At 68.9% G+C, this 24,327-nt stretch carries 22 protein-coding genes; 10 read left to right on the forward strand and 12 right to left on the reverse strand.

The features are described from left to right. Positions 1-10: 10 nt before the first annotated feature. Entirely contained in the window at positions 11-442 is a 432-nt protein-coding gene (locus U8525_RS20725) for a DUF2752 domain-containing protein (protein WP_374268011.1), read from the reverse strand. 89 nt (positions 443-531) lie between these two features. Between U8525_RS20725 and U8525_RS20730 the strand changes: the two genes are divergently transcribed. Both U8525_RS20730 and U8525_RS20735 read left to right on the forward strand, forming a co-directional pair. Further along, positions 532-1,086 (forward strand): DUF4920 domain-containing protein, encoded by a 555-nt coding sequence (locus U8525_RS20730; RefSeq protein WP_374268012.1) that lies wholly within the window; start codon positions 532-534, stop codon positions 1,084-1,086. A 26-nt stretch (positions 1,087-1,112) separates the two neighbouring features. After that, the gene (locus U8525_RS20735) at positions 1,113-1,727 is read left to right on the forward strand and encodes a hypothetical protein (protein ID WP_374268013.1); all 615 of its coding nucleotides are present in this window, start codon (positions 1,113-1,115) and stop codon (positions 1,725-1,727) included. 16 nt (positions 1,728-1,743) lie between these two features. On the opposite strand, the gene U8525_RS20740 is transcribed toward U8525_RS20735, so the two are convergent. The 4 genes from U8525_RS20740 to U8525_RS20755 form a co-directional block, all read right to left on the reverse strand. Further along, positions 1,744-2,688, reverse strand: coding sequence for a hypothetical protein (locus U8525_RS20740; protein ID WP_374268014.1), 945 nt, complete (start codon positions 2,686-2,688; stop codon positions 1,744-1,746). Between the two features lie 98 nt (positions 2,689-2,786). Beyond that, positions 2,787-4,331 carry a radical SAM protein gene (locus U8525_RS20745; protein WP_374268015.1) on the reverse strand — a complete coding sequence of 515 codons (1,545 nt, stop codon included), beginning with the start codon at positions 4,329-4,331 and terminating at the stop codon, positions 2,787-2,789. Between the two features lie 115 nt (positions 4,332-4,446). Further along, positions 4,447-5,163 carry a hypothetical protein gene (locus U8525_RS20750; RefSeq protein WP_374268016.1) on the reverse strand — a complete coding sequence of 239 codons (717 nt, stop codon included), beginning with the start codon at positions 5,161-5,163 and terminating at the stop codon, positions 4,447-4,449. A 30-nt stretch (positions 5,164-5,193) separates the two neighbouring features. Beyond that, positions 5,194-8,370, reverse strand: coding sequence for a TonB-dependent receptor domain-containing protein (locus U8525_RS20755; RefSeq protein ID WP_374268017.1), 3,177 nt, complete (start codon positions 8,368-8,370; stop codon positions 5,194-5,196). A gap of 230 nt (positions 8,371-8,600) precedes the next feature. On the opposite strand from U8525_RS20755, the gene U8525_RS20760 reads away from it, so the two are divergent. From U8525_RS20760 to U8525_RS20780, 5 genes are all read left to right on the forward strand, one after another. Beyond that, complete coding sequence (locus tag U8525_RS20760; protein ID WP_374268018.1) at positions 8,601-9,347, forward strand: energy transducer TonB; 747 nt, start codon at positions 8,601-8,603, stop codon at positions 9,345-9,347. Between the two features lie 75 nt (positions 9,348-9,422). Further along, on the forward strand, positions 9,423-10,100 hold the full coding sequence (locus U8525_RS20765; RefSeq protein ID WP_374268019.1) for a MotA/TolQ/ExbB proton channel family protein: 678 nt from the start codon (positions 9,423-9,425) through the stop codon (positions 10,098-10,100). Positions 10,101-10,201: 101 nt separating this feature from the next. Further along, positions 10,202-10,612: a biopolymer transporter ExbD gene (locus U8525_RS20770; protein ID WP_120523783.1), complete on the forward strand. Its 411-nt coding sequence runs from the start codon at positions 10,202-10,204 to the stop codon at positions 10,610-10,612. Then, positions 10,612-11,118: an ExbD/TolR family protein gene (locus tag U8525_RS20775; protein ID WP_374268020.1), complete on the forward strand. Its 507-nt coding sequence runs from the start codon at positions 10,612-10,614 to the stop codon at positions 11,116-11,118. Before U8525_RS20770 ends, U8525_RS20775 begins: the two co-directional genes overlap by 1 nt. 213 nt (positions 11,119-11,331) lie before the next feature. Further along, positions 11,332-12,972, forward strand: coding sequence for a YifB family Mg chelatase-like AAA ATPase (locus U8525_RS20780; protein WP_374268101.1), 1,641 nt, complete (start codon positions 11,332-11,334; stop codon positions 12,970-12,972). Here U8525_RS20780 and U8525_RS20785 read toward each other — a convergent pair. Further along, on the reverse strand, positions 12,892-14,289 hold the full coding sequence (locus U8525_RS20785; protein ID WP_374268021.1) for an NAD(P)/FAD-dependent oxidoreductase: 1,398 nt from the start codon (positions 14,287-14,289) through the stop codon (positions 12,892-12,894). The two genes, U8525_RS20780 and U8525_RS20785, sit on opposite strands and share 81 nt — an antisense overlap. A gap of 266 nt (positions 14,290-14,555) precedes the next feature. Here U8525_RS20785 and recA point away from each other — a divergent pair, with 266 nt between their 5' ends. Continuing rightward, positions 14,556-15,581 carry a recombinase RecA gene (gene recA / locus U8525_RS20790; protein WP_374268022.1) on the forward strand — a complete coding sequence of 342 codons (1,026 nt, stop codon included), beginning with the start codon at positions 14,556-14,558 and terminating at the stop codon, positions 15,579-15,581. Here recA and U8525_RS20795 read toward each other — a convergent pair. The 4 genes from U8525_RS20795 to pssA all read right to left on the reverse strand — a co-directional run bounded on the left by U8525_RS20795 (position 15,578) and on the right by pssA (position 19,830). Next, positions 15,578-16,087 (reverse strand): DUF1285 domain-containing protein, encoded by a 510-nt coding sequence (locus tag U8525_RS20795; protein ID WP_374268023.1) that lies wholly within the window; start codon positions 16,085-16,087, stop codon positions 15,578-15,580. The two genes, recA and U8525_RS20795, sit on opposite strands and share 4 nt — an antisense overlap. A 57-nt stretch (positions 16,088-16,144) precedes the next feature. Continuing rightward, positions 16,145-17,644, reverse strand: a complete 1,500-nt coding sequence (locus U8525_RS20800) for a hypothetical protein (protein ID WP_374268024.1) — start codon at positions 17,642-17,644, stop codon at positions 16,145-16,147. After that, positions 17,641-18,906, reverse strand: a complete 1,266-nt coding sequence (locus U8525_RS20805; RefSeq protein ID WP_374268025.1) for a CinA family nicotinamide mononucleotide deamidase-related protein — start codon at positions 18,904-18,906, stop codon at positions 17,641-17,643. The genes U8525_RS20800 and U8525_RS20805 overlap by 4 nt, the downstream gene beginning before the upstream one ends. Before the next feature lie 69 nt (positions 18,907-18,975). After that, entirely contained in the window at positions 18,976-19,830 is an 855-nt protein-coding gene (gene pssA, locus U8525_RS20810; protein WP_374268026.1) for a CDP-diacylglycerol--serine O-phosphatidyltransferase, read from the reverse strand. A 116-nt stretch (positions 19,831-19,946) separates the two neighbouring features. On the opposite strand from pssA, the gene U8525_RS20815 reads away from it, so the two are divergent. Continuing rightward, a complete protein-coding gene (locus U8525_RS20815) occupies positions 19,947-21,065 on the forward strand; it encodes an alpha/beta fold hydrolase (protein ID WP_374268102.1) in 1,119 nt (372 codons plus the stop codon). Here the strand turns inward: U8525_RS20815 and U8525_RS20820 are convergent. Beyond that, positions 21,056-22,576: a hypothetical protein gene (locus tag U8525_RS20820; RefSeq protein ID WP_374268027.1), complete on the reverse strand. Its 1,521-nt coding sequence runs from the start codon at positions 22,574-22,576 to the stop codon at positions 21,056-21,058. The two genes, U8525_RS20815 and U8525_RS20820, sit on opposite strands and share 10 nt — an antisense overlap. Positions 22,577-22,899: 323 nt before the next feature. Between U8525_RS20820 and U8525_RS20825 the strand changes: the two genes are divergently transcribed. Beyond that, on the forward strand, positions 22,900-23,169 hold the full coding sequence (locus U8525_RS20825) for an HU family DNA-binding protein (RefSeq protein WP_223642800.1): 270 nt from the start codon (positions 22,900-22,902) through the stop codon (positions 23,167-23,169). A 33-nt stretch (positions 23,170-23,202) separates the two neighbouring features. Here U8525_RS20825 and U8525_RS20830 read toward each other — a convergent pair whose 3' ends face one another. Continuing rightward, the gene (locus U8525_RS20830; RefSeq protein WP_374268028.1) at positions 23,203-24,225 is read right to left on the reverse strand and encodes a M23 family metallopeptidase; all 1,023 of its coding nucleotides are present in this window, start codon (positions 24,223-24,225) and stop codon (positions 23,203-23,205) included. Positions 24,226-24,327: the final 102 nt, after the last annotated feature.

Below are 24,327 nucleotides of genomic sequence, written 5' to 3' on the forward strand. Positions count from 1 at the left end.
GCCCCGCCCTTCAGGACAGCAGGTGCGGGAAACGGGTGTGCACCACGACGTAGGCGTAATTGACCAGCAACACCAGCGGGAACGCGATGCGCACCCACCGCCACTCGCGCTCCTCCAGCTCCACCTCCGGGATGGGCAGCGCGAAGAGGAAGTGCAGCGCCGTCGCCACCGCGGCCAGCGCGAACAGCAGCGCGCACACGGTGCCCAGGGGGTTGGCCTCCCACGCCCCCGGGATGTTGAAGTGCGCGACGCGGTCCGCCACGCGGGTGAGCCCACAGCCCAGGCAGGGCCAGCCCGTGTGCTCGCGCAGCACACAGCCCCAGAACGGGATGATGCGGGCCACCGGCACATAGCGCCCGATGAGCAGCCCGACGAGCCCGACGAGCCCGAACCATTCGAATGTGCCCAACCGGCGGTTGGGAGCGGGGATGGTGACCTTCATGCGCACCTCGCGCCGAGTGTGCGGGACAAGTCGCGAGGATGGAAGGGGTGCCTTGCCGGGCCCGGGAAACCTGGGCTAAGCGAACGGGCATGCACATGCTCCGCACCGCCCTCGTGATGCTGGTCGCCGCGCCCCTCGTGGCCCTCGCGGCGGACAAGACGCCCAACAAGCCCGCCAAGGCCGCGGAAGCGTCGAGCGACTGCCACCACCCCGCCGACGCGAAGACGCCCGAGGCCGCCCAGGCCGCGAGCGCCGGCTGGACGCTCACCCGCGGCGAGCCCCTCAAGGGCGAGCCCACGGTGAAGCTCTCGGAGCTGCTCGCGAAGCCCCAGGCCCACGATGGCAAGGTCGTGCGCGTGGAGGGCCAGGTGCGCAAGGCGTGTGAGAAGAAGGGCTGCTGGCTGGAGCTGGCCCAGGACGCCAAGAGCCCTGGCGTGCGCGTGACGTTCAAGGACTACGGCTTCTTCGTCCCGCTGGACTCCGCGGGCTCGCAGGCGCGCGTGGAGGGCGTGGTGAAGGTCGCGGAGCTGAGCGACGCCCACGCGAAGCACTACGAGGCCGAGGGCGCCATCGTCCCGCGCGGCACCGACGGCAAGCCCCGCGAGGTGCAGCTCGTGGCCTCCGGCGTCGAGCTGCGCCGCTAGCCGCGATGGGAGGCCGCAGCTTCAGCATGCGGGGCGTGCAGGGCGCGGCCGACCGGGCCGTGCAGCACGCCCGCGCGTGGCTCCTGGAGACGGAGCCCGGCTCGCGCGTGCACGACGTGCAGTTGGATCCGCGCTTCCAGCACCGGGGCGTGGACCTGCTCTGGGAGCTGCCCTCCGGAGAGGTGCGCGGCATCGAGGTGAAGGGCGACCGCCAGGCCACCCGCCGCCGCTACTTCTTCGAGCTCATCTCCAACCTGGAGAAGGACACCCCCGGCTGCTTCCTCTACAGCGGCGCGGACCTGATGGTGTACGTGTTCCTCACGCAGGGCGAGCTGCACGCGCTGCCCCTGCCCCGGGTGCGCGAGTGGTTCCTCCCCCGCGCCCGCGAGTACGCCCTCAAGCACGCCTTCACCCAGACGGGCGCCATCCGCTACACCACCGTGGGCGCCGTGGTGCCCGTGCGGGACGTGGCGGAGGGCGTGCCCGGCGTCATCACCGTGAAGCTCAAGCGCCCGGCGCCAGAGAAGCTCGGTGAAAAGCCCGGCACGCCGGACGCCGCGGGCCCGGCGGCATCCATCCCCGGCGAGCCCGGCGTGTCCGGGGCCCCGGAAGATCGGGGCCCCCGACGCACGGGGACCTGAGGCCCCCGCTTGAGGCCTAACGACGGCGGCGCGGCTGGGGCTGCGCGTGCTGGTGCCGGTGCGCGCGGTGGCCCGGGTGCATCTTGTCGTGCAAGGCCTCCAGCCGCTCCTGCGTGCCCATCAGCTCCAGGAGCGCCGCGCGGTCGTTCTGCTGCTTGAAGACGTGCTCCAGGCGGGGCACCAGGTCCAGCGCCAGGTGGATGTCGTTGGCCTTCTCCGCCTCCGCCAGCAGGCCGCGGCCCTCGATGTTCGCGTCAATCCAGGCCTGCAGGTGGATGAGGCCGTCCACCGCCAGCAGGCGCGAGATGGGCGCGCGCGCCGTATCGTGGATGAGGTTCTTGAGGTCCTGGATGGCGGGCTCGCGCTCGCCCTTCGCGGCGCGCACCACCGCCTGGGAGATGCCGCGCCGGTCGGGCAGCAGGAACTCCTCCACCTCGGCAAACGCCATGGCGTCCTCCAGGTGCCCCTGCGCCGCCAGCGACTCCGCCAGGCTGTCGAACAGCTCCGCGTCCTTCTCCGAGAAGGGCGCCAGCGCCTCCTGGAGGAACGGCGCGGGCAGCGCGCCCTTGTCATCCACCGTCAGCTTCGAGCGCAGCGCCTTGAGGTGCTCGAAGGAGGAGGCCACCGGGGCCTCCTTCGCGCCGTTGAGCTTGTGCACGAGCACCTGCATCAGCGTCGCCAGGGACGTGGTGAACTCCTGCGGGGACACGCGGTCCGGCATCCACCGGCGCCACAGCTCCACGGCCGCGGCCACGACGTAGTCCTTGAAGGGGCCCGTGCCCTTCCACTTCGCCGCCCACTGCTGGGCGATGCCGAGCGGATAGGCGGACTCCGCCAGCTTACGATAGTCCTCTTCGCCCACGGGAACGCCGTAGTGCCCCAGCGTGCCCAGCAGGGCCTCCGTCGAGTAGTCCTTGAGGCCCGTCTTCTGCCACGACTTTTCCACGCGCTGCGTGCTCACCAGATGCTCTCCGAGGCCATGCGAGTGCCGGCCATCGGCCCCGCTGGCCGCCTTCTAGCGAAAGCGGAGCCCGGCGAATACGGCCTTTGCGGGCCCCGTCAGGCGGCGGACGGCTGGGACGGCGGCCGACCCGGCACGACGGGCCACACCGTGGGCTGGCGCCGCCCGTCCTCCACCCGCCGGGCCATGTACGGCTCACACCCGCGCTCCTGGAAGGCCCGCTTCCACGCGGCGAAGCTGCCCCCCGCGCGCCACGCATCCATGGCCGCGAGCCCCGCCTCCGGACCGCACTGGGCCAGCATGTACTCCACCCAGGCCCAGCGCGCGGAGGTGGGCCGCACCTCCGCCCTCCCGCGCAGCCCCTTGCGCAGCCGCTCCAGCTTGTTCTCCACCTCGCGCAGCCCCGCGAAGGGGGCACCGTCCAGCGGCGTGTTGCGCTTGGCCACGAAGGGCGCGACCCCCAGCGCCACCGGCAGGATGCGCGACAGCTCCGTGGTGAAGCGGATCAGCTCGTCGATGTCCGCGTCCTCTTCATGCGGCAGGCCCACCACGTTGTAGACCTTGAGCTGCTTCATGCCCGCGGTGCGGGCGAACCGCGCGGCGCGGACAATCTGTTCCTCGGAGTGCTTGCGGTCCACCAGGTCCCGCATCTTCTGGGACGCCCCGTCCGCGGCCACCGTGAGGTTCGTCGCCCCACCCCGCCGGAGCTGATCCACCAGCTCCTGCGTGAGCCGGTCCGCGCGCAGCGAGGACACCCCCACCTCGCGTCCGGAGTCCACGATGGTCCGCAGCAGCTCCACGATGCGCGGGTGGTCCGTCACCGCCGCGCCCACCAGCCCCACGCGCTTCGCATGCTCCGGGATGAGGGACAGGACCCGCTCCGGAGGCACCGTCCGCATGCCCCCGTTCGTGGTCCGGCGCATGACGCAGTAGTGGCAGCCCCGGGAACAGCCCCGCTCCGGCTCGATGAGGAACATCGAGCGCAGCTCCGTGTGCGGCGTGATGATCTGCGTGCGCGCCGGCAGCCGGGCGTCCGTCGCCTTCGCCACGTGGTAGCGCATGCCCCCCCGTCCGGGGACCCGGAAGCCGGGGATCTTCGCCAGGTGCTCCAGCAGCGCCTCACGCTCCAGGGAGGCGGCGGCGTCCAGCAGCACGTGGATCAAATCCTCCGCCTCCCCCTGGACGAGCACGTCCACGAAGGGCTCCAGCGGATCCGGGTTGGAGAACGTCAGCGGCCCGCCAGCCACCACCAGCGGATGCCTCGCATCCCTTTCAGCGGAAAGAACTGGCAACCCAGACAAATCCAACATCGTGAACAAGCCTGAAAGCTCCAATTCATAGGCAACTGAAAAGGCAAGCATTTCAAAGCCAGACACGGATGACTGCGATTCCCATGTAAACAGTGGAGTCCGTGTTCTCTTGTATGTCTCGACATCATCGGGAAGGAAGACACGCTCCGCGGTCGCGCCCGCGTGCGCATGCACCTCCCGGTAGATGGCCTGGTAGCCCAGCGAGCTCATGCCCACGTGGTAGGGGCTCGGGTAGCAGAGCGCGACCCGGTAGGGTGCCTCCTTGCGGAGCGTCCCCGCTTCGTCCGCCAGCAGTGAGCAGACGTGCTCGATGAGTTCGTAACGGCCCTCCATGGTCCTCCCGACGTGGATTCCGGACACCTAACAACAGCGCGGCCCCGGACCGCCACTCCCGCGTGGGGGAGGGGCTGCCGGGGCCGCGTTGGCCTTCAAGGTCGGGCAGTGCCGACTACTTGAACGACGGGATCTTGTTCGACGGGACGCACCAACCCACCTCGGGGTCGCACGTCACGGCGAAGTCCGGGTTGAGGCCGGAGCCCTCGCCGCACGTCGAGGGGAAGTTCTCCTCGACGTTCGGATCCAGCGAGGGGTCGCACCACGTCGCCGGCCAGATCGCACGCATCACGTAGTGCGCGGTGCATCCGTTGACCGAGTAGGTCAGCTCGCCAGTCATCTGTGTGCCAGGAGCGCTCGGGCTCGAGTACACCCGCACCTTGCCGAACTGATACGAGATGGACTGGGGCTCCGCCGCGAAGTCCCCCTCCGTCGCCTCAACCCCCGCCACCGAGAACCCATCCGCGGTGCAGAACTCCTCCGGGTCCTTATCGATGGTCAGGTTGCCGGTCGCCTGGAGCTTGTCGAACCCGGCAGGCGTGTTGTCCGTGTCGAACTTGCCCAGGGCGGCCAGGCTCAGCGGCCGGAGGACCAGGATGGATGTGTTCGCCACCGGGTCCGCGAACTTCCAGACACCGAACTGATCACCCACCAGCGGCTCGAAGCCCTCACAGGTGCCCTGCGGCTCATCCACTGGGTCGAACTTCGCCCACCAGTTCGCGAACGAAGCGTCCTGGACGATGCACCCGGGATCCGGCTGTTCGGAGTCGCAGGCGGACAGAACACCCGCGAGCCCCAGCACCGCCACCGTTGAAAGAATGCTCTTGCGCATGTTGCTGATCTTCCTCACGTGGTCAGGTGATTAGAACGTGTACCGGACACCGAAGCGGATCTGCCGCGGGGCCTGGTAACGATCCGGGTTCTTGAAGTTCTTGTTCACGTCGTCCTGGGACAGAACCTCCCCCGGCTCTCCCCCGGCGACCGGGATGCTGCCGAGATCCGCCGGGGTGCCGGCAGTCTTGGTCGCAGGATCGTAGAGCGGGAGGACCTCGGCGAACGTGTAGGACTCGTCGACGCTGTCCACGCCCTGGAAGTTGAAGAGGTTGAACACGTCCAGGGTGAAGGACACCACGCTGTCCTTGCTCACGCGGTAGTTCACGCCCACGTTGGAGTCAACGCTGTTGATCCACGGGGTGCGACCGCCGGTGCCGCGCGGCAGGATGAACGTCTCATCCTGGCCGTAACCCGGGTACGCGCCGAGGTAGCTGATGGGCGTACCAGAGTTGCCGCGGTAGGACAGACCGATGCTCGCCGACAACGCGTTGGAGATGTTGAACTCCTTGGCGCCGAAGACCTTGATGGCGTGCGTGCGGTCAAAGGGCAGCAGACCCGTGCGGTTGTTCAGGAGGGCCACCAAGTCGAAGTCCGCGAGGATGTTCGGGTCGAGCTGGTTGTTCTCCGGGCGGAACAGACCGGGGTAGTTGCCGTACAGGCGGGACCACGTGTAGCTCGCCTGCGCCAGCCAGCCATCCGAGAACGTGCGGTTCAGGTAGACGGTGACCGCGTCGTAGTCACGCACCGGGGTCGGGAACTCCTTGGCGAAGCCGCTGCCGGGGTTACCGAGGAAGTACGTGTTACCGTCATCGCGGCTCATGTCCTCGATGACCTTGTTCATGTCCCGGTGCGTGTACGTCGCGCCCAAGCGCGTGTTCGCCAAGAGCTCGTACTCACCACCGACCACGAACTCGTCGGAGGACTGAGGCTCGATGTCCGGATCGACCGGCTCATTCTGCACCAGACCGCCGCTGTAGAGCTGGTTCGCGTTGGGGGTGTTCTCCGCGCGCGGGACGATGAACTGGTCCGACGCGCAGTTGCCGCGCTGACCCTCGAGAGTGGACGGATCGCAACCGGCCGAGCCAGCGCCCGGCTCCGAGAAGAAGCGACGCGCGCTGAAGCGGCGCTCACCAGGGAAGGCGCGGTCCATCATGTTGAGGGGAACCTGCTCGTAGTACCGGGCGAAGTTCACGAACAGCTTCGCGCGGCCGTTGGCGAACGGATCCACCACGGCGCCGATGCGGGGCGACCACTGGTTGCCGAGCTTCAGGGCCAGGTTGCCATCGCCGCCGTACATGGACTGCACGTCGTACCGGACGCCCAGGTTGAGGGTGACGCGGTTGGCGATGGACCAGCTGTCCTGGAGGAAGCCTCCGATGGTGGTGCCGCTCGTGGAAGACTGCTGCAGGGTCTCAAACACCGGGGTGTCCGGAGCCGTCTGGTAGCCGTAGCGGCGGCTGTCCGACCAGATCGGGATGGTCGCGCCGTTGTACGAAGCGCGGGCCTCCTGCAGGAAGACGCTACCGGAGTAGGCCTTCTTCTGGTCGTAGGACAGGAACTCCGTGTCCACGCCCGCCTTGAAGACGTGCGTCCCCAGGGCGTTCAGCAGGTAGGTGGCCTTCGCGTTGATCTGGTAGCGGTCCAGCGTGGCCTCGGACATGAAGCCAGGACCACCGACGAAGTAGTTGGTCACGGGGCAGCGAACGGCCCGCTCCGCGTCCGTCACGCCGCAGTACTCATCCGCGTTCGGCACGTTCTCGAACCGCGTCAGGGGGCGCGTGTACGAGTACCGGGCGAGCGCGTAGCCGGCCAAGCCGTCCGTCGAGCCGATGGCGCTGCCGTCCGCCGGAGGCGTGGAGGCCGTCTGGTGGAACCAGCCGAGGTTGGCGTCGACCAGGATCTTCTTGTCCATGAACGCGCCGGCGTACTTGAGGGCGAGCGCCGTGGTGTTCGCGCGGTTCTCGGTCTGGCCGATGTCCTCGGGACGCGTGTTCTGCGCGGCCGGCAGACCACCCGTCCTTGGGTTGATCTGCAGCTTGCCCAGACCACCCGAGACCGTGGGCGTGCCGTTCAGGGCAAACGACACGTTGTGGTCCTGGTTGATGAGGTAGGTCAGCTTGCCCATGAACTGGATCGTACGGGAGTCCGCGAAGTACTTCCGCTCGGAACCCGGGATCTGCTGGACGACGCTGAAGCCGTTCGCGTCCGTCGCCACATCGCCTTCCTCGTTCAGGACGAAGGCGTTGAGCGCGCGGGTGTGCTCGTAACGCTGGAACGACGGCGCGAAGCCAGCGAAGAACCAGAGCTTGTCCTTGAGGATGGGACCACCGAGGGTCGCGCCGAAGTCGCCCAGGTTGCTCAGGGCGTTCAGGCCGGTGATCGTGCTGCCGTCCTCGATGACCAGCTTGCGGTTGCCTTCCAGGGCGCCCGGGGTCCAGTTGGCGAACACGGAGCCGTGGAACTCGTTGGAGCCGGACCGGGTCACCGCGTTGATCACACCGCCCGTGGAGCGACCGAACTCCGGCATGTAGCCGCCGGTGATGATGTTCACGTCCTGCACGAACTCGATGCTCAGCGGGCTGGCGTTCACGCCGAAGGCCGGGTCGTTCGTGGACAGACCGTCCACCACGTAGCCGTTCTCAGGCGAGGTCGTGCCGTTGATGGACACGCCGTACGAATCGGACTGCGCGCCAGGGGCGAGCTCGGCCAGGGACTCGAAGGAGCGCGTCGCGCCACCCTTGCCCACGGGACGAGCCACCGCGATGCGCTTGATGAACTCCTGATCGACGTTGAGGCCCTGGTTCGTCGAACCGACGTCGATCGTCGGCGCCTGGCCGATGACGATTTCCGTCGACGAGAGGCCCTCAGGCAGCAGCTCCACGTTCACGCGGATGGTGCGGTTGAGGAGCAGCTGGATTTCGGAGCGGGCGAAAGGCTGGAACGACTCCTTCTCGAACCGCAGGGTATACGTGCCCGGTGGAAGCTGGGGAATACGGTAGTTACCCTGTGCGTCGGTAACCACGGTCTGCTCGCCCTGCAGGTTGGGCGAGGTGGCGGTCACAACGACATCCGCTGCCGGCTTCTTGTCCTCAGTATTGATGACAGTGCCGATGATGACGCTGGACTGCGCGAAAGCCGCGGATCCGTACAACAGACCCGCAGCAAGGACGACTCCGGTTTCCCGGAGTACTTGTTTCACTTGCATACCAAACCCCTCCAAGGTGGGCTGCAACCGAAAATGACTCGGGAAAATAGCCGAGGTCAAGCAGTTGTCAATAGACCGTTGCTTTTTAGTGACCAGTGGGGCATTGCGCGATCACGGCAGTGCCGCCAGACACGGTTGCTTGAACCCGGAGCCCTTTTCTGTATGGTGGCCGCCCTTCAATCCGGGCATGGCGGGGACGGGTAGTCCACTGGTGAAGAGGAGTTACGTGCATGTTCGATTCAGTCCTTGACCGCGGGCAAGGACCCAGGTCGCGCTTCGGCGTGGGTGCCGGTGTCTCCACGCTGCTCCACGTCGGCCTGCTGGGTCTTGTGGCCTATCTCTCCACGCGCCCGCCTCCCGTGGAGGAGAAGGAGGTCGAGGTCACGCTGAAGGCCACGATGGCGCCGCCGCCGCCCCCTCCTCCGCCTCCTCCGCCCGCGTCGAAGCCGAAGACGGAGAAGAAGGTCACGCCCAAGAAGCCCAAGGACGTGATCGTGCAGCCGAAGGAGATCCCGAAGGAGAAGCCGCAGGAGACGGAGTCCGCGCCCGAGCCCGAGCAGGAGGAGGCGAGCGAGGCCGAGGTCGAAGGCGGCGTGGAGGGTGGCGTCGCGGGCGGTGTGGTGGGTGGCGTGGTGGGCGGCGTGATCGGTGGCGTGGTGGGCGGCCAGCTGGGTGGAACGGGCACGGACGTGCTGGCGTTCGGCCAGGGCATGACGCGTCCTGAGAAGGTCGCGGGTCCCGACGTGACCTATACGCGCGAGGCCCTCGAGGCGCGCGTGCAGGGTCTGATGATCGTGAAGTGCGTGATAACGACCGAGGGAAAGGTCGAGCGCTGCCGGGTCATCAAGCCGCTCCCTCACATGGAGCAGGCCGTGATGGACGTGCTCACCGCCTCACGCTACAAGCCGGTCACGTTCCAGGGCAGGCCGGTCGAAGTGCAGTACACGTTCAACTTCAACCTGAAGCTGCCGCGCTGATCCAGAGCAGGCAGCCCCGCTTGAGCAGTCCGCCGAACATCACCTCGCGCTCGTGAGGAGGAGCGCTCCACAGCCATGCAATTTACCCTGATTGATATCTGGCACCACACGGGCCTCTTCGCCCGTATGATCATCTTCACCCTCGCCATCATGTCGGTGGCGTCGCTGGTCGTCATGGCGGAGCGGATCATCGTCTTCCGCAAGACCCGCTCGGACAGCCGCAACTTCGCCGCCAAGATGGGCGCCATCCTCGCGAAGGGCGACCTGACCACCGCCGCGAACACCAATCTGGGCAAGGACGTGGGCCACCTGGGCCGCGTCATCAACTCCGGCCTGACGGCGTACCGGATCAACCCCGGGAACAAGGACCTGGCGGTGGAGTCCGTGGCCCGCGCGCTGGAGCGCCAGGCGCAGCGCGAGGTGCAGAGCCTGAAGCGCGGCCTGGGCCTGCTGGCCACGGTCGGTTCGACGGCGCCGTTCGTCGGTCTGCTCGGCACCACGATGGGTATCGTGAACGCCTTCCAGCTCATGGCGGCGGCGGGCTCCGGCGGTCTGGCGACCATCTCCGCTGGTATCTCCGAGGCGCTCATCACCACGGCGTTCGGCCTCCTGGTGGCCATCCCCGCCGTGATGGCCTACAACTTCCTGCAGGGCTGGGTGGATGCCCGTTCCGTGGACATCTCCGAGTCCTCCAACGAGTTCCTGGACGTGGTGGCGCGGCACGTGGGCGGCGGCTCGTCGCACGCGGCCTAGTTCGAAGCCCCACCCCTGAGACATCCCACCCATGCGGGCGGCCCGGCTGAGAAGCCGCGCTGCCCCGGGGTGGGCGTCCCTTCCCGGAAACAGGTGCACGCATGGGAATGTCAGCAGGCCCCAAAGGGGGCATCAAGAGCGAGATCAACGTCACGCCCCTGGTGGACGTGGTGTTGGTGCTCCTCATCATCTTCATGGTCGTGACGCCCATGCTCCAGCGCGGCAAGTCCGTGGAGCTGCCCAAGGCCACGGAGATCGAAAAGGAAGGCAAGGAAGCCGACCCGCTGATCCTCTCCATCACCCCGGACAAGAAGATGTTCGTGGAGAACGATGAGGTCGACGAGAAGGGGCTCCAGGAGAAGATCGCCGCGGAGCTGGTGAAGGATCCCGGCAAGAAGATCCTCCTGAAGGGCGACAACGCCCTGAACGTGGGCGACGTGCGCAAGGTGCTGGACACGGCCCGCAAGGCGAAGGCGAAGCAGATCGCCCTGGGCGTGGAGGAGAAGAAGTAATGTCCCGAGGACACAAGCAGCGTCAGTGGGTCAAGCCCGCGTCCGCGCCGAACTCGGAGATCAACGTCACGCCCCTGGTGGACGTGGTGCTGGTGCTCCTCATCATCTTCATGGTGGTGACCCCCCTCCTGGAGAAGGACATCCTCGTCCGCGTCCCGGAGACGGAGGTGGAGGAGAACCAGCCGCCGCCGGAGCCGGATGATCAGCAGATCGTCGTGCAGGTGGACAAGGCCGGCGCCTACTCCATCAACACGGAGCAGATCCCCTCGTCCGAGTACGTCGCCCGCCTCAAGCGCATGCTGAACGCCAAGAAGCCGGACGAGAAGATCGTCTTCTTCATGGCGGATGACGCGGCGAACTACGGCAAGCTCGTGGTGGCGCTCGACGGCGCGCGTGCCGCGGGAGCGAAGATCCTGGGCATGGCCACCGAGCTTCCCCAGAACGCGGTCATCCAGGGCACGCAGGCCACGCCGGACGGCGCGCCCGCCCCTGCCCCGACGCCCTGATCCACGGCTGACGCGCGGACACGCCGTCACCGACTCCATCCGAAGCCCGCTGGCGTTCCGACGCCGGCGGGCTTCTCCTTTTCAGGCCCCATGTCCCCGCCCGGGACGTGGCGTCTGCGCTGTGGGATGGACATGAGGGGCCCGCTCCGAGGGCAGGATGCCGGTATGGGCATTGCTCTCCCCTCCTCCGTACGGGTTTGGAAGGGGGAGATGATGCTGGCGAGGGTGCGGTCGGGGGCATTGATGGGCATCGACGCGGTGGTGGTGGAGTGCGAGGTCGACATGGCCCTCGGACTGCCCTACTTCAACGTCGTGGGGCTGCCGGAGGGAGCAGCCCGGGAGTCGAAGGTCCGGGTGGTCTCCGCGCTGAAGAACGCGGGCTTCGACCTTCCGCAGAAGCGGATCACCGTCAACCTCGCGCCCGCAGACATCCGCAAGGAAGGGGCGGCATTCGAGCTGCCCATCGCGCTGGGGGTCCTGGCGGCGGCCCGGTTGATGGAGGAGGAACCGCTGGAGCGCTACCTCTTTGGCGGTGAGCTGTCGCTAGACGGCTCCATCAAGCCCATCAGAGGGGTGCTCCCGCTGGCCGTGGCGGCCCGGAATGGCGGCTTCCAGGGGGTCATGGTGCCCGCCGCCAATGCAGCCGAGGCCGCGCTGGTGGAAGGGCTCGAGGTGCTGCCCGTAGCCCATCTGAAAGAGGCCGTGGGGCACCTCACCGGCAAGACGCCGCTGACACCACTGACGCGCATGGGAACCTCCGTGGGAGAGGCTCGCGAGGTGTCCGCGGACATGGCCGACGTGCGAGGGCAGCCAGAGCTGAAGCTTGCGCTGGAGCTCGCGGCGGCTGGCGGTCACAACATCCTCATGGCCGGCCCTCCAGGGTCGGGCAAGACGATGCTGGCGCGGCGGCTGCCAGGCATCCTGCCCGAGATGAGCTTCGACGAGGCGCTGGAGGTCACGAAGGTCTACTCCATCCTGGGGCTGCTGGGGGACGAGCAGGCGCTGATGCGTGAGCGTCCGTTCCGTGCGCCCCACCACACGCTGTCCGATGCAGGGCTCGTAGGAGGTGGCCCCGCCGCTCGTCCAGGCGAGCTGTCCCTCGCGCACCACGGCGTGCTGTTCCTCGACGAGCTGCCCGAGTTCCGCAAGAACGTGCTGGAGGTGCTGCGCCAGCCCCTGGAGGAAGGCGCCATCCACCTCGCACGAGCCACCCAGCACATCACCTACCCCTGCCGGGTCATGCTGGTGGCGGCGATGAACCCCTGCCCTTGCGGCTACTTCAATGTCCCCGGGCACGAGTGCAGATGCCTTGAGCACCGCATCTTCGCCTACCACGAGCGCATCAGCGGGCCCCTGCTGGACCGCATCGACATCACCGTGCAGACACGGCCGGTGGAGTACCACGACCTCGCCTCGAAGCCCCAGGAGCTGCCCAGCCATTACTACCGGCAGCGAGTGGAGGCCGCGAGAGAGAGGCAGCGCGCTCGCTTCCACGACCTGCCAGGGGTGCACTGCAATGCCCAGATGCCCTCGCACCTGCTGCGCCGCTACTGCGTATTGTCACCGCTCGCGGAAAAGGCGCTGAAGAACGCCGTCACGCATTTTGGTCTTTCCGCGCGGGCGCATGACCGCATCCTCAAGCTCGCGCTGACGCGCGCGGACCTGGAGGGGCATGGACGTATCGAGGCAACGGACATGCGGCTCGCGGTCGATTGCCGGATGCTGGACCGCCGGGGCTGGCTCTACTTCAACACCCGGGGAACGGCGAGTGCCTCACCCCGGCCCGCTCCTCTCAGGAACCAGGCTCCCGAGCACGGCGGGAGTCCCAGGCTCCCGCCCGTCGGCATGGGCTGACATTCCACTCGCGAGCAGCGGCTGCACACCCCGCTCCTCCAGTTGGGGGGCGGGGCCGGTGATGATGCGCGCGGACCTGCCAAACGTCAGGTACGCGTATGCCCAGTTGAGCAGCACGGCCAGCTTGCTTCGGAATCCAATGAGGAACGTGATGTGGATGAAGAGCCAGGCCAGCCACGCCATGAAGCCGGACTGCTTCACGCGGCGGAAGGCCACGCCCACGGCATGGCCTCTGCCAATGACCGCGTAGGTGCCTCGGTCCCAATACCGGAAGGGCTGCATGGGCTGGCCCGCGAGCTGACGGCGGAGGTTGAGCACCGCGTGCTTGCCCTCCTGCATCGCCGCGGGCGCGACGCCTGGCACCGCGCTCCCGTCCTCCTGTTTCACGAGCGCCAGGTCGCCCACGACGAAGATGTCGGGATGTCCGGGCACGGTGAGCTCGGGCGTCACCGGGACACGGCCTGCCCTGTCCAGCGTCACGCCGAGCGAGCGGGCCACGGGCGAGGCCTCCACTCCCGCGGCCCAGAGCACCGTGCGGGCCGACAGGTGTTCCGGCCCCATGTCCACGCCCTCGTCGTCGATGTTCGTGACGCGGGTGCCCGTGCGCACCTCGACGCCGAGCCGCTCCAGCACCCGGCGGGCCTCGCCCGAGAGGTTCTCGGGGTAGGTGGGAAGCACGCGGTCCATTCCCTCGATGAGGATGACGCGCGCGTCCCGGGGGTCGATGTTCTGGAAGTCACCCGACAATGAGTTGCGGCTGATCTCCGCCAGGGCGCCCGCCAGCTCCACGCCCGTGGGGCCCGCGCCGATGATGGCGAAGGTGAGCAGCGCGCGGCGACGCTCGGGGTCCGGTTCGCGCTCGGCCTGCTCGAAGGCGAGCAACACGCGACGGCGGATCTCCAGGGCGTCCTCGACGGTCTTCAAGCCCATCGAGTGTCGCGACCAGGCGTCATTGCCGAAGTACGAGTGCGTTGCTCCGGTGGCGACGATGAGGAAGTCGTACGCCAGCTCGCTGTCCGCCAGGAGGACTCGCTTGCGCGCGGTGTCCACGCCAGTCACCTCCGCGAGCAGCACCTGGACGTGGTCGCGCCCGAGCATCGCCCGCAGCGGCGCGGCGATGTCGCTGGGGCTGAGCGTCGCCGTGGCCACCTGGTACAGCAGGGGCTGGAAGAGGTGGTGGTTGTGACGGTCCACCATCGTGACGCGGACCCCTGCCTTTCGCAGGTGACGGGCCGCGTAGAGGCCGCCGAAGCCGCCTCCCAGGATGACCACATGGGGAAGGTTCTCACGGGTCTTGTTCACGAGAGGAGAGGTCACGCCGACGCGTCCGGGATTCAACGCAAAGTCCTCCACCCCCTCAAGCCAACCTGTCGCGCTCGCTCGCGGCTGCTTATGCGGAGGTCCTCTCACATTGTGTCTTCTCATCCCCCAGGAGACAGCCATGCCGCTCCGCCAGTTCGGACGGAGCGGACCAACCTGGACGCCCTTGCAGCCCCACCTCCTCCGGAACCTGCACGGCACGAGCGTTGCTCTGCCCACCGTCGAGGCATCCAGCCCGCAGGGCGGCGAGGGAGGCAGACGAGATGAGCAGGCTGACGGAGAAGTTGAAGGCAGTGGCGGCGGCGGTGGCGTCCATCGAGAAGCAGTTCGGCCGGGGCGCGGTGATGACGCTCGGCGCGGATGCACCGGAGCAAAAGGTGGCGGTCATCCCTTCGGGCTCGGTGGGGCTGGACCGGGCCCTGGGGGTGGGGGGCTATCCGCGCGGACGCGTGGTGGAGCTGTTCGGCAATGAGTCCTCTGGAAAGACGACGCTCACCCTGCATGCGATTGCGCAGGTGCAGGCCGTGGGAGGCGTCGCGGCCTTCATCGACGCGGAACACGCGCTGGACCTGTCCTACGCGCGCAAGCTGGGGGTGCGGACGGAGGAACTGCTCGTGGCGCAGCCGGACACCGGGGAGCAGGCGCTCGAAATCACCGAGCAGCTCGTGCGCTCGGGCGCCGTGGACCTCATCGTGGTGGACTCGGTGGCGGCGCTGGTCCCTCGCGCGGAGATCGAAGGGGAGATGGGAGACGCGCACATGGGCGTCCAGGCCCGGCTGATGAGTCAAGCGCTGCGGAAGCTCACGGGCGCCGTGAGCCGCTCCGGCACCTGCATCATCTTCATCAACCAGGTCCGCATGAAGATTGGCGTGATGTTCGGCAACCCGGAGACGACGACGGGGGGCAATGCGCTGAAGTTCTACGCCTCGGTGCGGATGGAGATCCGCCGCACGGGCAACCTCAAGGAAGGCGACGCGGTGGTGGGCTCACGGGCCCGCGTGAAGGTGGTGAAGAACAAGCTGGCGCCCCCGTTCCAGGAGGCGGAGTTCGACGTGCTCTATGGCACGGGCATCCACCGCGCCGCCGAGGTGCTGGACCTGGCCGTGAGCGCGGGCGTGGTGGAGAAGTCGGGCAGCCACTTCAGCCTGCGGGGTGAGCGCATCGGCCAGGGCCGCGAGCGGGCGTGCGAATGGCTGCGAGAGCACCCGGACGTCCTGGAGGCCCTCGCCCGCGACCTGGTGGGAGCGGCGGCGGCTTCCACGTCGCCATCAACCGCCGAGGCCGCCTAGGTCGCGGCCTGGAGCGCATCCATCGAGAGGGGGACCTCCCATTGGCGTTGGCCCGCGCGCAGCACCAGGTGCCCTCCGGGCCCTTCTTCCAGCAGCTCACCGAACTGGTACTGCGCATCCCGGGAGAAGCGAGCCTTCGCCCTGCCCTGCTTCACGCGGCAGGTGAGGACTCCGTCCGGCGCGAGCTGGAGCGACCCCAGGTCCAGCGCCTCGGCTGTCCGGTCGCTCAGGCGCAGGGACACTCGCTCGTCCGGCGTGACGTCCACGGTGCGGACCTCATAGGCCGCGTCCTCCACCTGGACGTAGCACCAGTCCGGAGCGATGCGCAGCTGGTAGCGCCCGTCCTCGTCCAGGACGAGCGAGGCGTTGAAGAGCTCGATGATCTTCGGGTGCTCGATGGGCTCGTCATCGTGCCACCAGCGCAACGCCGCATCCAGACGGATGCCGCTGTCCTCACGGGTGTGCCAACGCTTGCCTGGGGGGGGCTGACCAGTGGGAGGTTGCATGTCGCCCTTCATGTGCGGTGGGGACCCGGCGGATTCAAGCCGCCGGGCACTGGAGGCCTACCAGTTCCGTACGAACTCCGTGTAGCCACGGAAGGCCACGGCGCCCCAGAAGTTCACCAGCACGCCAAGCGCCAGCACGGCCACCACCGCACGATTGCGCAGCGACCACCCGCCAATGGCGAAGAGCAGCAACAGGTAGGGCGTGTAGTCCAGGCTGAAGCGGAAGCCGAACTGCATGTAACCAGTGTTCTGGTAGAAGAGTCCCGGCAGCGCGCACACCGCCACGGTCAGCCACAGGGGCCAGTGCAGCCGGGGACGCGTGCGGGGCGCCACCAGGAACACCAGCAGGGGCAGCGTGAGCAGCAGGGTCAGCCCATGCGGGTCGTACGACAGCCGCAGTGGAGACAGCGACACCTGGGGCAGCTTGAGGAACGCGGCCTGGAGGTTGCGCGACAGGTACTCGATGTTGAAGAGCCCGAAGCGGTCGATGTCGACGTTCACCCGGTTGTTGTAGAGGAACGAGTGGCCGAACTCGCCTGGCTTGCCGAAGCGGTAGACGTTGTACGCGGCCGCGAGCGCCGCGAGGGGAGCGGCCCCCGCGCCGAAGAGGACGAGCTTGCGGAGGGCGGGCTTCCACGTGCTCGGAAGGGCTTTCAGCTGCGCCAGCCGCTCCGGACCGGGGCAGAGCTCCTCCAGGACGAAGAAGAGGCCCGCGAACACCAGCGGCGCACGGGTCAGCACGGCCATGGAGAAGAAGACCCCCGCGAGCACGGGGCGCCGGGCCTTGATGGCGTTGCGCACGTACAGACACGTGAGCGCCACGCCCATCACCTGCGCGCTGAACCAGACCTCACCCCGGATGGCGCAGTAGAAGAACAGCGTGCCGAAGGCGAGCACCAGCGACAGCACCACGTTGTCGTCGCGGTTGCGCGCTGTCTCCCCTTCCCGCGCGAGGAAGCGCAGCAGCGAATAGAACAGCGCCACCGCGAGCGCGCCCACGATGACGCCGAAGGAGGTGTCGTTGAACTGGTAGCCGTGCAGCGCGACGAAGGGGAGCATCGCGACCGCCGGGAAGGACGGGAAGCTGACGAACCAGCGGTCACTTGGGAGCGGACGCCCCTCGCAGCGCACCTTGTGCCCGTTCACCACCCGCACGCAGGCCCAGTCCTCCAGGTTGGGCAACACCTGCGGATCCACGTCGAGCCGCCCCTCCAGCCAGGACTGCGCCTGGTAGATGAAGTGCGGCGCGGCGCTCTGCCGGAGGAAGCGCTGCGAGCTGAAGCTGGACAGCACCGCGAACGCGATGAGGAACAGCGCCACCTCCACCCGGTGGGCCGACAGCCACTGGCTCACCGCTCGCCGCACCGGATGCATCTCCACTCCGGCCGGAGACGTGGAGGGGCTGGAAGGCCCCTCCGCCGCCGCGGTGCTGGCGAGCAGCGCGGAGGACTCGGGTGGGGCCGTGACGGGCTCGCCTGGCGATGCGGGAGACGGGGGCATCGTGGACGGCGCTTCCGGCGCGGAAGGACGGGGACGCTTTGATTTGGAGCGACTCATGGCGACACGGGGGCGGCGAGCAAATGCAACCTCAACATCTCCAGCACGTGGGACGCAGCGAACAGGCGGACCCGGTCCCGGTCACCCACGAGCGAAATCCGCTCGCAGCGGGGCGCCATGCCGGGACCGGCCAGCCCGCAGTACACGGTGCCCACCGGGTCCTCGGGCGTGCCTCCCGTGGGGCCGGCGTAGCCCGTGATGGACAGGCCGAACGTGGCGCCGCAGGCGGCGCGGACTCCCTCCGCCATGGCGAGCGCTGTCTGCGCGGATACGGCGCTGTGCTTCGCGAGGAGGTCCGGGGACACGCCCACCCAGGCGGACTTCATCTTCTCCGAGTAGACGACCGCGCCTCCGATGAAGACCTGGCTGGAGCCGGGGACGGCCGTGAGCTGCTGCGCGACGAGGCCCCCCGTGCAGCTCTCCGCCACGGCCAGCGTGTGGCCCGCGCGCGCCAGCAGGTCCAGGAGGACGGGAGCGTATTCGCTGTCATCCGCGCCATACACGTGCGTGCCCAGCACCTGCCGGCATGCGGCCTCCGCGGCGGCGAGCGCGGCGTTGGCCTCCGCCTGCGTGGGGGCCTCGGCCGTCAGCTTCAGGTGGTTCTCCGGGGCATGCGTCCGGAAGCCGAACACCACCCGGGGGTGGCTGGGCGCCAGGGGCATCACCGTCTCGTTCAACACGGACTCGGGCAGGCGCACCGTTCGCAGCAGGCGGAAGGCCCGGAACGTACGGTGGGGTTCGGCGGCGAGCCAGGTCCGCACGCGCGGCAGGACCTCTCCGTCCAACAAGGCCCTGTACTCGCGCGGGACGCCCGGCAGGAAGAACAGGTGGGCGCGGCCCAACCGCTGGATGACCAGCGGCGCAGAGCCCTGGGGATTGCGCACCGGCTCGGTGCCCGCGGGGATGCGCGCCATGCGCAGGGCGCCCGGATTCAGGGCCATGCCCCGCGCGGCATAGCGCTCCTTCAGCCAGCCGAGCACTCGCGCGTCCTCTTCCATGGACACGCCCGCGGCGGCGGCGGCGCACTCCAGCGTGAAGTCGTCCGCCGTGGGGCCCAGCCCCCCCGAGACGATGACCACGTCCGCGCGCGCCGAGGCCTCCAGCAGCGCGCCCGTGATGTCCGGACGCACGTCCCCCACCAGCGTCACCCGCTCGACCTTCACACCGAGGTCGAAGAGGTGGGCCTCCAGCCAGGTGCTGTTGGTGTCCGTGATGAGGCCGGTGACGAGCTCGTCACCGGTGCACAGCAGCTCGACGCGCATGGGCCGCGCATCCTAGCGGCCCCGGGTCGGGAGGGCACGGGCCGCGTCCCGGCTTCCGTGCCCGGCTGCTCAGAGGAACGCGGGGCCGTCGTCCGTGGCGTTGGGCTCGGAGTCCTCGTCTTCGTCCTCGTCGAGCCCGGCCGCCACCGCCACCGCGGCGACGGCGCCGACCTTGCGCGACGCCAGGCGGCTGCGCACCGAGACCGCGGACTCCACCAGCCCCATGAGCAGGTACGCGGCGAAGTACGTCACCAGCACCCAGGCCGGGTGGAACTGCCGGGCGATGAACGCCCCCGTGAGCGCCATGGCCATGAAGATGACCGCCGTCTTGCGGCTGGGGCGCGCGTCCTTGAAGGTGCGGTAGCGCACCGTGGACACCATCAGCAGCGACAGGGCCGCCACCGCCACGGCCACCGGCACGCGCGCGCCGTCACCGAGCGCCTCGCCCTGGGAGGCCACGTGGTGGGAGATGATGAGGGAGACGAGCACGCCGGCCGCCAGCGGGATGGGGAGCCCCACGAAGAAGCCGCCGCCACCGCCGTGCGGGTTGCGCATGGCGAGCACGTTGAAGCGCGCCAGCCGCATGGCGCCGCAGGCCATGAACGCGAAGGAGATGAACAGGCCCCAGAAGCCCATGGGGGCCAACGCCCACTTGTAGACGAGGAGCGCCGGCGCCGCGCCAAAGGACATGACGTCCGCGAGGCTGTCGAGTTGCATGCCGAAGTCGCTCTGCGTCTTCGTCAGGCGGGCCACCCGTCCGTCGAACCCGTCGAAGAACATGGCGAAGAGGATGGCCAGGGCCGCCTGGTACAGCTGCACGGGTTCCGCCTCACCCGAGCACAGGGTGATGGCGTAGAAGCCACAGAAGATGGAGGTGACGGTGAAGAGGTTCGGGAGCACGAACATCAGTTTCCGCAGCTTCATCGTTCCCTCGACTTCCCCAGGTGGTCGGCTGCCCATGTGGCAGAAACGGCGAGGGAACGGACCTTAGCAGGCTTTTATTCGCGCTGGAGTCGGTCCCGGGTCGCATGGGAGGAGAAATGCCGTACGGGCAGTGGGCCCTGTGGGGGTTGATGGCCGCGGGCGCCCTGGTGCTGGTGAACGTCGTGTGGGTCCTGCTGGTGCGGCGGTGGTACCGCCTCAAGGGCCCTCTTCCCGACATGTTGCGCGTGCGCTGCGCGGATGGGTGGGAACTGACCGTGCACGCGCGGCGGGCCCCGGTGCGCCGCTTCGCCGAGCCCGTCCTGCTGTGCCACGGGCTGGCGGCCAACCGCTTCACCTTCGACTTCGAGCCGCCCTACTCCGTGGCCCACTACCTCACCGAGGCCGGCTTCGACTGCTTCAGCGTGGAGTGGCGCGGCACGGGGCACTCGCAGCGTCCGCCCAAGGGCCGGCGGGCCACGGACTTCACCGTCGATGACCACATCCAGCACGACGGGCCGGCCCTGCTGGAGCTGGCGCTGAAGGAGACCGGCGCGAAGCAGGCGTTCTGGCTGGGCCACTCGCTGGGGGGACTGGTGGGCTACGGCGTGGCGCAGGGGCCCGAGGGGGAGAAGCTGGCGGGCCTGCTTGAGTTAGGAGCGCCGGTGTACCTCAAGTCAGAGCCGTTCCTGCGGACGCTCATCTCGTTGGGCGTGCGCGCGGCGTGGCCCGGGAGCATCCGACAGGCCTGGGTGAGCACCAGCCTGGCGCCCTTCCTGGGCTACCTGGCGCTGCCCCTGTCGGACATCGTCGTGAATCCCCGGCACATCCCGCCGCGCGTCCTGCGGCAGCTGTCCGCCAACATGATGGCGGCGATGAGCCGCAAGGTGCTGCTCCAGTTCCAGGATTGGATCTCCCACGACGCGTTCCGCTCCTACGACCGCAAGACGGACTGGCGCGCGGGCATCGCGAAGCTCCAGATGCCCGTGCTGGTGATGGGCGGCAGCGCGGACCGCCTGGCCACCGCGGCCAACGTGGAGGCACAGTACGCGCTGCTCACGTCCCCGGATCGCACGCTGCACGTCTTCGGACGGGACCGCGGGGACCAGATGGATTACGGCCATGGCGACCTCATCTTCGGCACCGGCGCGCCGATGGAGGTCTACCCCGTCATCCGTGAGTGGCTCGAAAAGCGCGCCACGCCCCTGTCTCTCACGGACGCTCCAGCTCAGGGCTGAGGGGTGCTGGCGTCGAGTTGGACGCAAGGGGAGCGCAGCCCCCGCGTGGTGCCCGCGTCGACGTGGCGCAGTTGGACGCGCGTCTGTCCCTGGCAGTCGGTGGAGACCAGCTCGCCTCGCGCGTCCTTCGCGGTGAGGTTCTCCGCCTTCAGCTGGCCCTCTTCGATGGCCAGCAACACGGCAGCGAGGGTCCCGCGCACTTCGACGTTCCGGGACTCCAGGGTGGCTCGCGTATCCACCGCCAACGCGGCGAGCCCGCAGCCCGCGAGCCGGGCCTTCCGGAGCGCCACCCGGGCGCGCTGTGACGCCAGCACGCACGAGCCCTTCGCGTCCTCGACGGTCACGGTGTCGACGTCCGCCTCCACCTGGCGCAGGTGGAGCCCGTCTCCCGCGATGCCATCCGCGGTGCTCACGCCCGTGATGACGCCGTCGCGCAAGCGCACGCGTCCCTGCAGCGCCACCACGCCGTACTCCCGCGAACCCTCCAGGCGGAAGCGCCGCACCTCCAGGTCCGAGGCGGTGAGTTGCAGCGCCCCGTAGTTGCCCGCGTCCTTCACGGCCACGTCCTCCAGCAGGCCGTTCACCGCCGTGAGCCCGAGGCCCGCGCGCGTGGCGTGCTCCGAGGTGAAGCCCCGCACCAACAACCGCGACCGGTTGGCCGTCATGCCGTACTCGTGGCCCTGGACCCGCACGTCCACCAGCGTCAGCGCGCCCTCCACGATGGAGAACGCCGTGCCCGCGCCTCCCGAGGCCCTCGCCTGCTTGACCTCCGCCACGCCGCCCTCCTGGCTCAGCGCCATGCGAGGCCCCTGGAAGCACACCCCTTCCAGACGGACCGTGGCTCCGCCCCGGGCCCGGATGGCGCGCTCATAGGGCCCCACGAACACACTGTCCCGGAGGATCAGCGAGGGCGCGGCGCCGCCCGTGGTTCCCGCCTCCACGAGCACGCCCATCCCAGCCCGTGCCTCGGTGGCGGGGTGAGCAGCCACCGGTGTGATGTCTGAAAGGGAACAGGTTCGTGCCTGGCTGCCCGCCCCCGCCTCGAAGCGCAGGCCGCTGCCTTCCAGTGGTCCTTCCGTCAGGCGGATGGCTCCCCGGGCCTGATTCCGGAAGGTCACGCCACGGACCACAAGGGGCCCTCGGGCGTCCAGGCCCCAGCCTCCTCCCTCCACCACCAGGGACTCCAGGGTGGTGCCCCTCGACGCGTCCACCACGGTCATGTCCGGGCCAGTCGCCGCCAGGACCGTGGAGGGCCCCTCCCCCACGAGCCTTGTCCCCTCCAGCAGGCGGATGGGGCCTCCGTAGCGGCCGGAGGCCAGGTGCACGCGCTTCGGGCCCGGACGGGCCAGGGCTTCCGTCAGCGTGCGCAGGGGGCGTTCCCGGGTGCCGTCACCGCCTGACGCCGCCCCGTCCACCCAGAGCTCGACCGCTGCCTGTGGCCGGGGCCGGGGCGTCGGCCGCGAACAGGCGCACAGCAGGATCAGGAGCCAGGGCAGCAGTCGGGTGGGCACGCGGGCAGGCACTCTAGCCCCCTGATGGCGCCTTGCTGGAGCTGGATCAGCCGCCGCTGCTAAGCGATCGATCTTCCAATGTCTTTCATGCGAATTCGATCACCAGGCGATCACTTCCCCTGATGGTGAAAACGAGAGTGTGAGGGTGTATCAAAAGATGCGATCCTCCCTCTCTCTACCGGGTGTATTTTCAGAGGCCAGTTTTCATCCAGAGGCCGATTTTCCGGCCTGGGAGCAGGTGGCGCATTGACAGTCGAAACCTCGATTTGTTACCTCCGCCATCCGCTCGTTCAACGCCAGACAACGCACAGAGGAGGGGTGTCATGACCAAGGCAGAGCTCGTGGAGGTGGTGGCTGCGCAGTCGAGGCTCACGAAGAAGCAGGCTGCCCAGATCCTCGACAGCGTGTTCACCAACATCGGCAAGGCGGTGAAGAAGGACTCGCGCTTCAGCTACCCCGGGTTCGGCACCTGGTCGCTGCGCTCGCGCAAGGCGCGGAAGATCCGCAACCCGCAGACCAACGAGATGATGAAGCTCAAGGCGTCGAAGACGGTCGGCTTCCGTCCCGCCAAGGAGCTGAAGAACTCGCTGTAGTCTCGAGGGCCCTTCAGGGCCCGTCCGTCCCCCTCAGGGGCGCGAACCCGCCGCCGGGTGCCGCCCCTGGGACGTGAGGACGGGGGGCTCCGTCGGCATGCGGGCCACGGGACGCTCCTCGCCGGAGGTGTCCGGGCCCGACTCGGGGGTGACGAGCGCCTCCAGCGGATCCATGGAAGCGCCTTCGTGCCAGAGCTCGAAGTGGACGTGGACGCCGGTCGCCAGGCCCGTGTCCCCCGCGAGCCCCACCACGTCGCCCTTCGCCAGCACCTCGCCGGTCGTCACCAGGACCTCGGACAGGTGGCTGTAGCGCGTCACCCACTGGCCGTCGTGCTGGACCTCCACCATCTTGCCGTGGTCGCCGTTCCAGCCGGCACGCAGGACGACGCCCTTCTCCGCGACGCCCACCGGCTGCCCCCGGAAGGCCGCCAGGTCCACGCCCGAGTGGCGGCGGAGCTGGCCGGTGATGGGGTGCCAGCGCTCGCCGTAGAGGCTGGTGATGGTGACGGGCGCCACGGGCCAGGCGAGGCGCGGCGGGCCGGCGGGCTCCGGCGGCAGCGCCCAGCGGCGCAGCGTGGACGCGCGCACGATGAGGCGGCCCACGCGCATCACCACCGCCTCCGCGAGCGAGCCCGGCATGTCGCCGTACAGGCGCGCGTCCTGCTCCAGCTCCGCCTCCATCACGCCCCGGGCGCGCGTCAGGTCACGGGGGTCGGTGTACTCGACCGGCCGGTCCAGGAAGGCGTCCAGGGCCGCGTTCACCGCCTCCCAGTTGCGCACCTGTTCCGCGGGCATGGCGCTGCCGCGCTGGGCCTTCGCGCGGTAGGCCTGGGCCTTCTCCGCGAACAAGGAGAGGCGCGCTTCGAGTTCGGGGGAGCGCTCGGGCGTCAGGGGGCCTCGGGCGCGCTCCGGTTCGTGGGGGAGGAAGGGGCTGCTGACGTTGACGAAGCCGTTGTCGCCCGAGGTCGCGTACAGCTCCTCGAAGCTCATCTTCTCCCGCTGCGGCGTCGCGCAGGCGGAGAGGGCCAGCAGGGCAAGGACGGCGGGTCGGCGCACGGCGGGACGAGCCTACCACGCCCCGGGCCGTCCACCTGTTCCCCGCCGTGGATCATTCGCCGCGCCCGGCGCGCAGGTGCGTGCGGTCCGCACCTGGCGTGG

The sequence above is a fragment of the Corallococcus sp. RDP092CA genome (assembly GCF_041903675.1).
Classification (GTDB): Bacteria; Myxococcota; Myxococcia; order Myxococcales; family Myxococcaceae; genus Corallococcus.

Bases quoted from the DNA above. Each gene is read 5' to 3' on its own strand.
- pssA (WP_374268026.1), bottom strand. From the start codon at position 19,830: ATGAAGCTGCGGAAACTGATGTTCGTGCTCCCGAACCTCTTCACCGTC.
- U8525_RS20780 (WP_374268101.1), top strand. From the start codon at position 11,332: ATGCTGGCGAGGGTGCGGTCGGGGGCATTGATGGGCATCGACGCGGTG.
- U8525_RS20800 (WP_374268024.1), bottom strand. From the start codon at position 17,644: ATGAGTCGCTCCAAATCAAAGCGTCCCCGTCCTTCCGCGCCGGAAGCG.
- U8525_RS20765 (WP_374268019.1), top strand. From the start codon at position 9,423: ATGCAATTTACCCTGATTGATATCTGGCACCACACGGGCCTCTTCGCC.
- U8525_RS20730 (WP_374268012.1), top strand. From the start codon at position 532: ATGCACATGCTCCGCACCGCCCTCGTGATGCTGGTCGCCGCGCCCCTC.
- U8525_RS20760 (WP_374268018.1), top strand. From the start codon at position 8,601: ATGTTCGATTCAGTCCTTGACCGCGGGCAAGGACCCAGGTCGCGCTTC.
- U8525_RS20755 (WP_374268017.1), bottom strand. From the start codon at position 8,370: ATGCAAGTGAAACAAGTACTCCGGGAAACCGGAGTCGTCCTTGCTGCG.
- U8525_RS20825 (WP_223642800.1), top strand. From the start codon at position 22,900: ATGACCAAGGCAGAGCTCGTGGAGGTGGTGGCTGCGCAGTCGAGGCTC.
- U8525_RS20815 (WP_374268102.1), top strand. From the start codon at position 19,947: ATGCCGTACGGGCAGTGGGCCCTGTGGGGGTTGATGGCCGCGGGCGCC.
- U8525_RS20725 (WP_374268011.1), bottom strand. From the start codon at position 442: ATGAAGGTCACCATCCCCGCTCCCAACCGCCGGTTGGGCACATTCGAA.
- U8525_RS20735 (WP_374268013.1), top strand. From the start codon at position 1,113: ATGCGGGGCGTGCAGGGCGCGGCCGACCGGGCCGTGCAGCACGCCCGC.
- U8525_RS20805 (WP_374268025.1), bottom strand. From the start codon at position 18,906: ATGCGCGTCGAGCTGCTGTGCACCGGTGACGAGCTCGTCACCGGCCTC.
- U8525_RS20795 (WP_374268023.1), bottom strand. From the start codon at position 16,087: ATGCAACCTCCCACTGGTCAGCCCCCCCCAGGCAAGCGTTGGCACACC.
- U8525_RS20770 (WP_120523783.1), top strand. From the start codon at position 10,202: ATGGGAATGTCAGCAGGCCCCAAAGGGGGCATCAAGAGCGAGATCAAC.
- U8525_RS20775 (WP_374268020.1), top strand. From the start codon at position 10,612: ATGTCCCGAGGACACAAGCAGCGTCAGTGGGTCAAGCCCGCGTCCGCG.
- recA (WP_374268022.1), top strand. From the start codon at position 14,556: ATGAGCAGGCTGACGGAGAAGTTGAAGGCAGTGGCGGCGGCGGTGGCG.
- U8525_RS20750 (WP_374268016.1), bottom strand. From the start codon at position 5,163: ATGCGCAAGAGCATTCTTTCAACGGTGGCGGTGCTGGGGCTCGCGGGT.
- U8525_RS20745 (WP_374268015.1), bottom strand. From the start codon at position 4,331: ATGGAGGGCCGTTACGAACTCATCGAGCACGTCTGCTCACTGCTGGCG.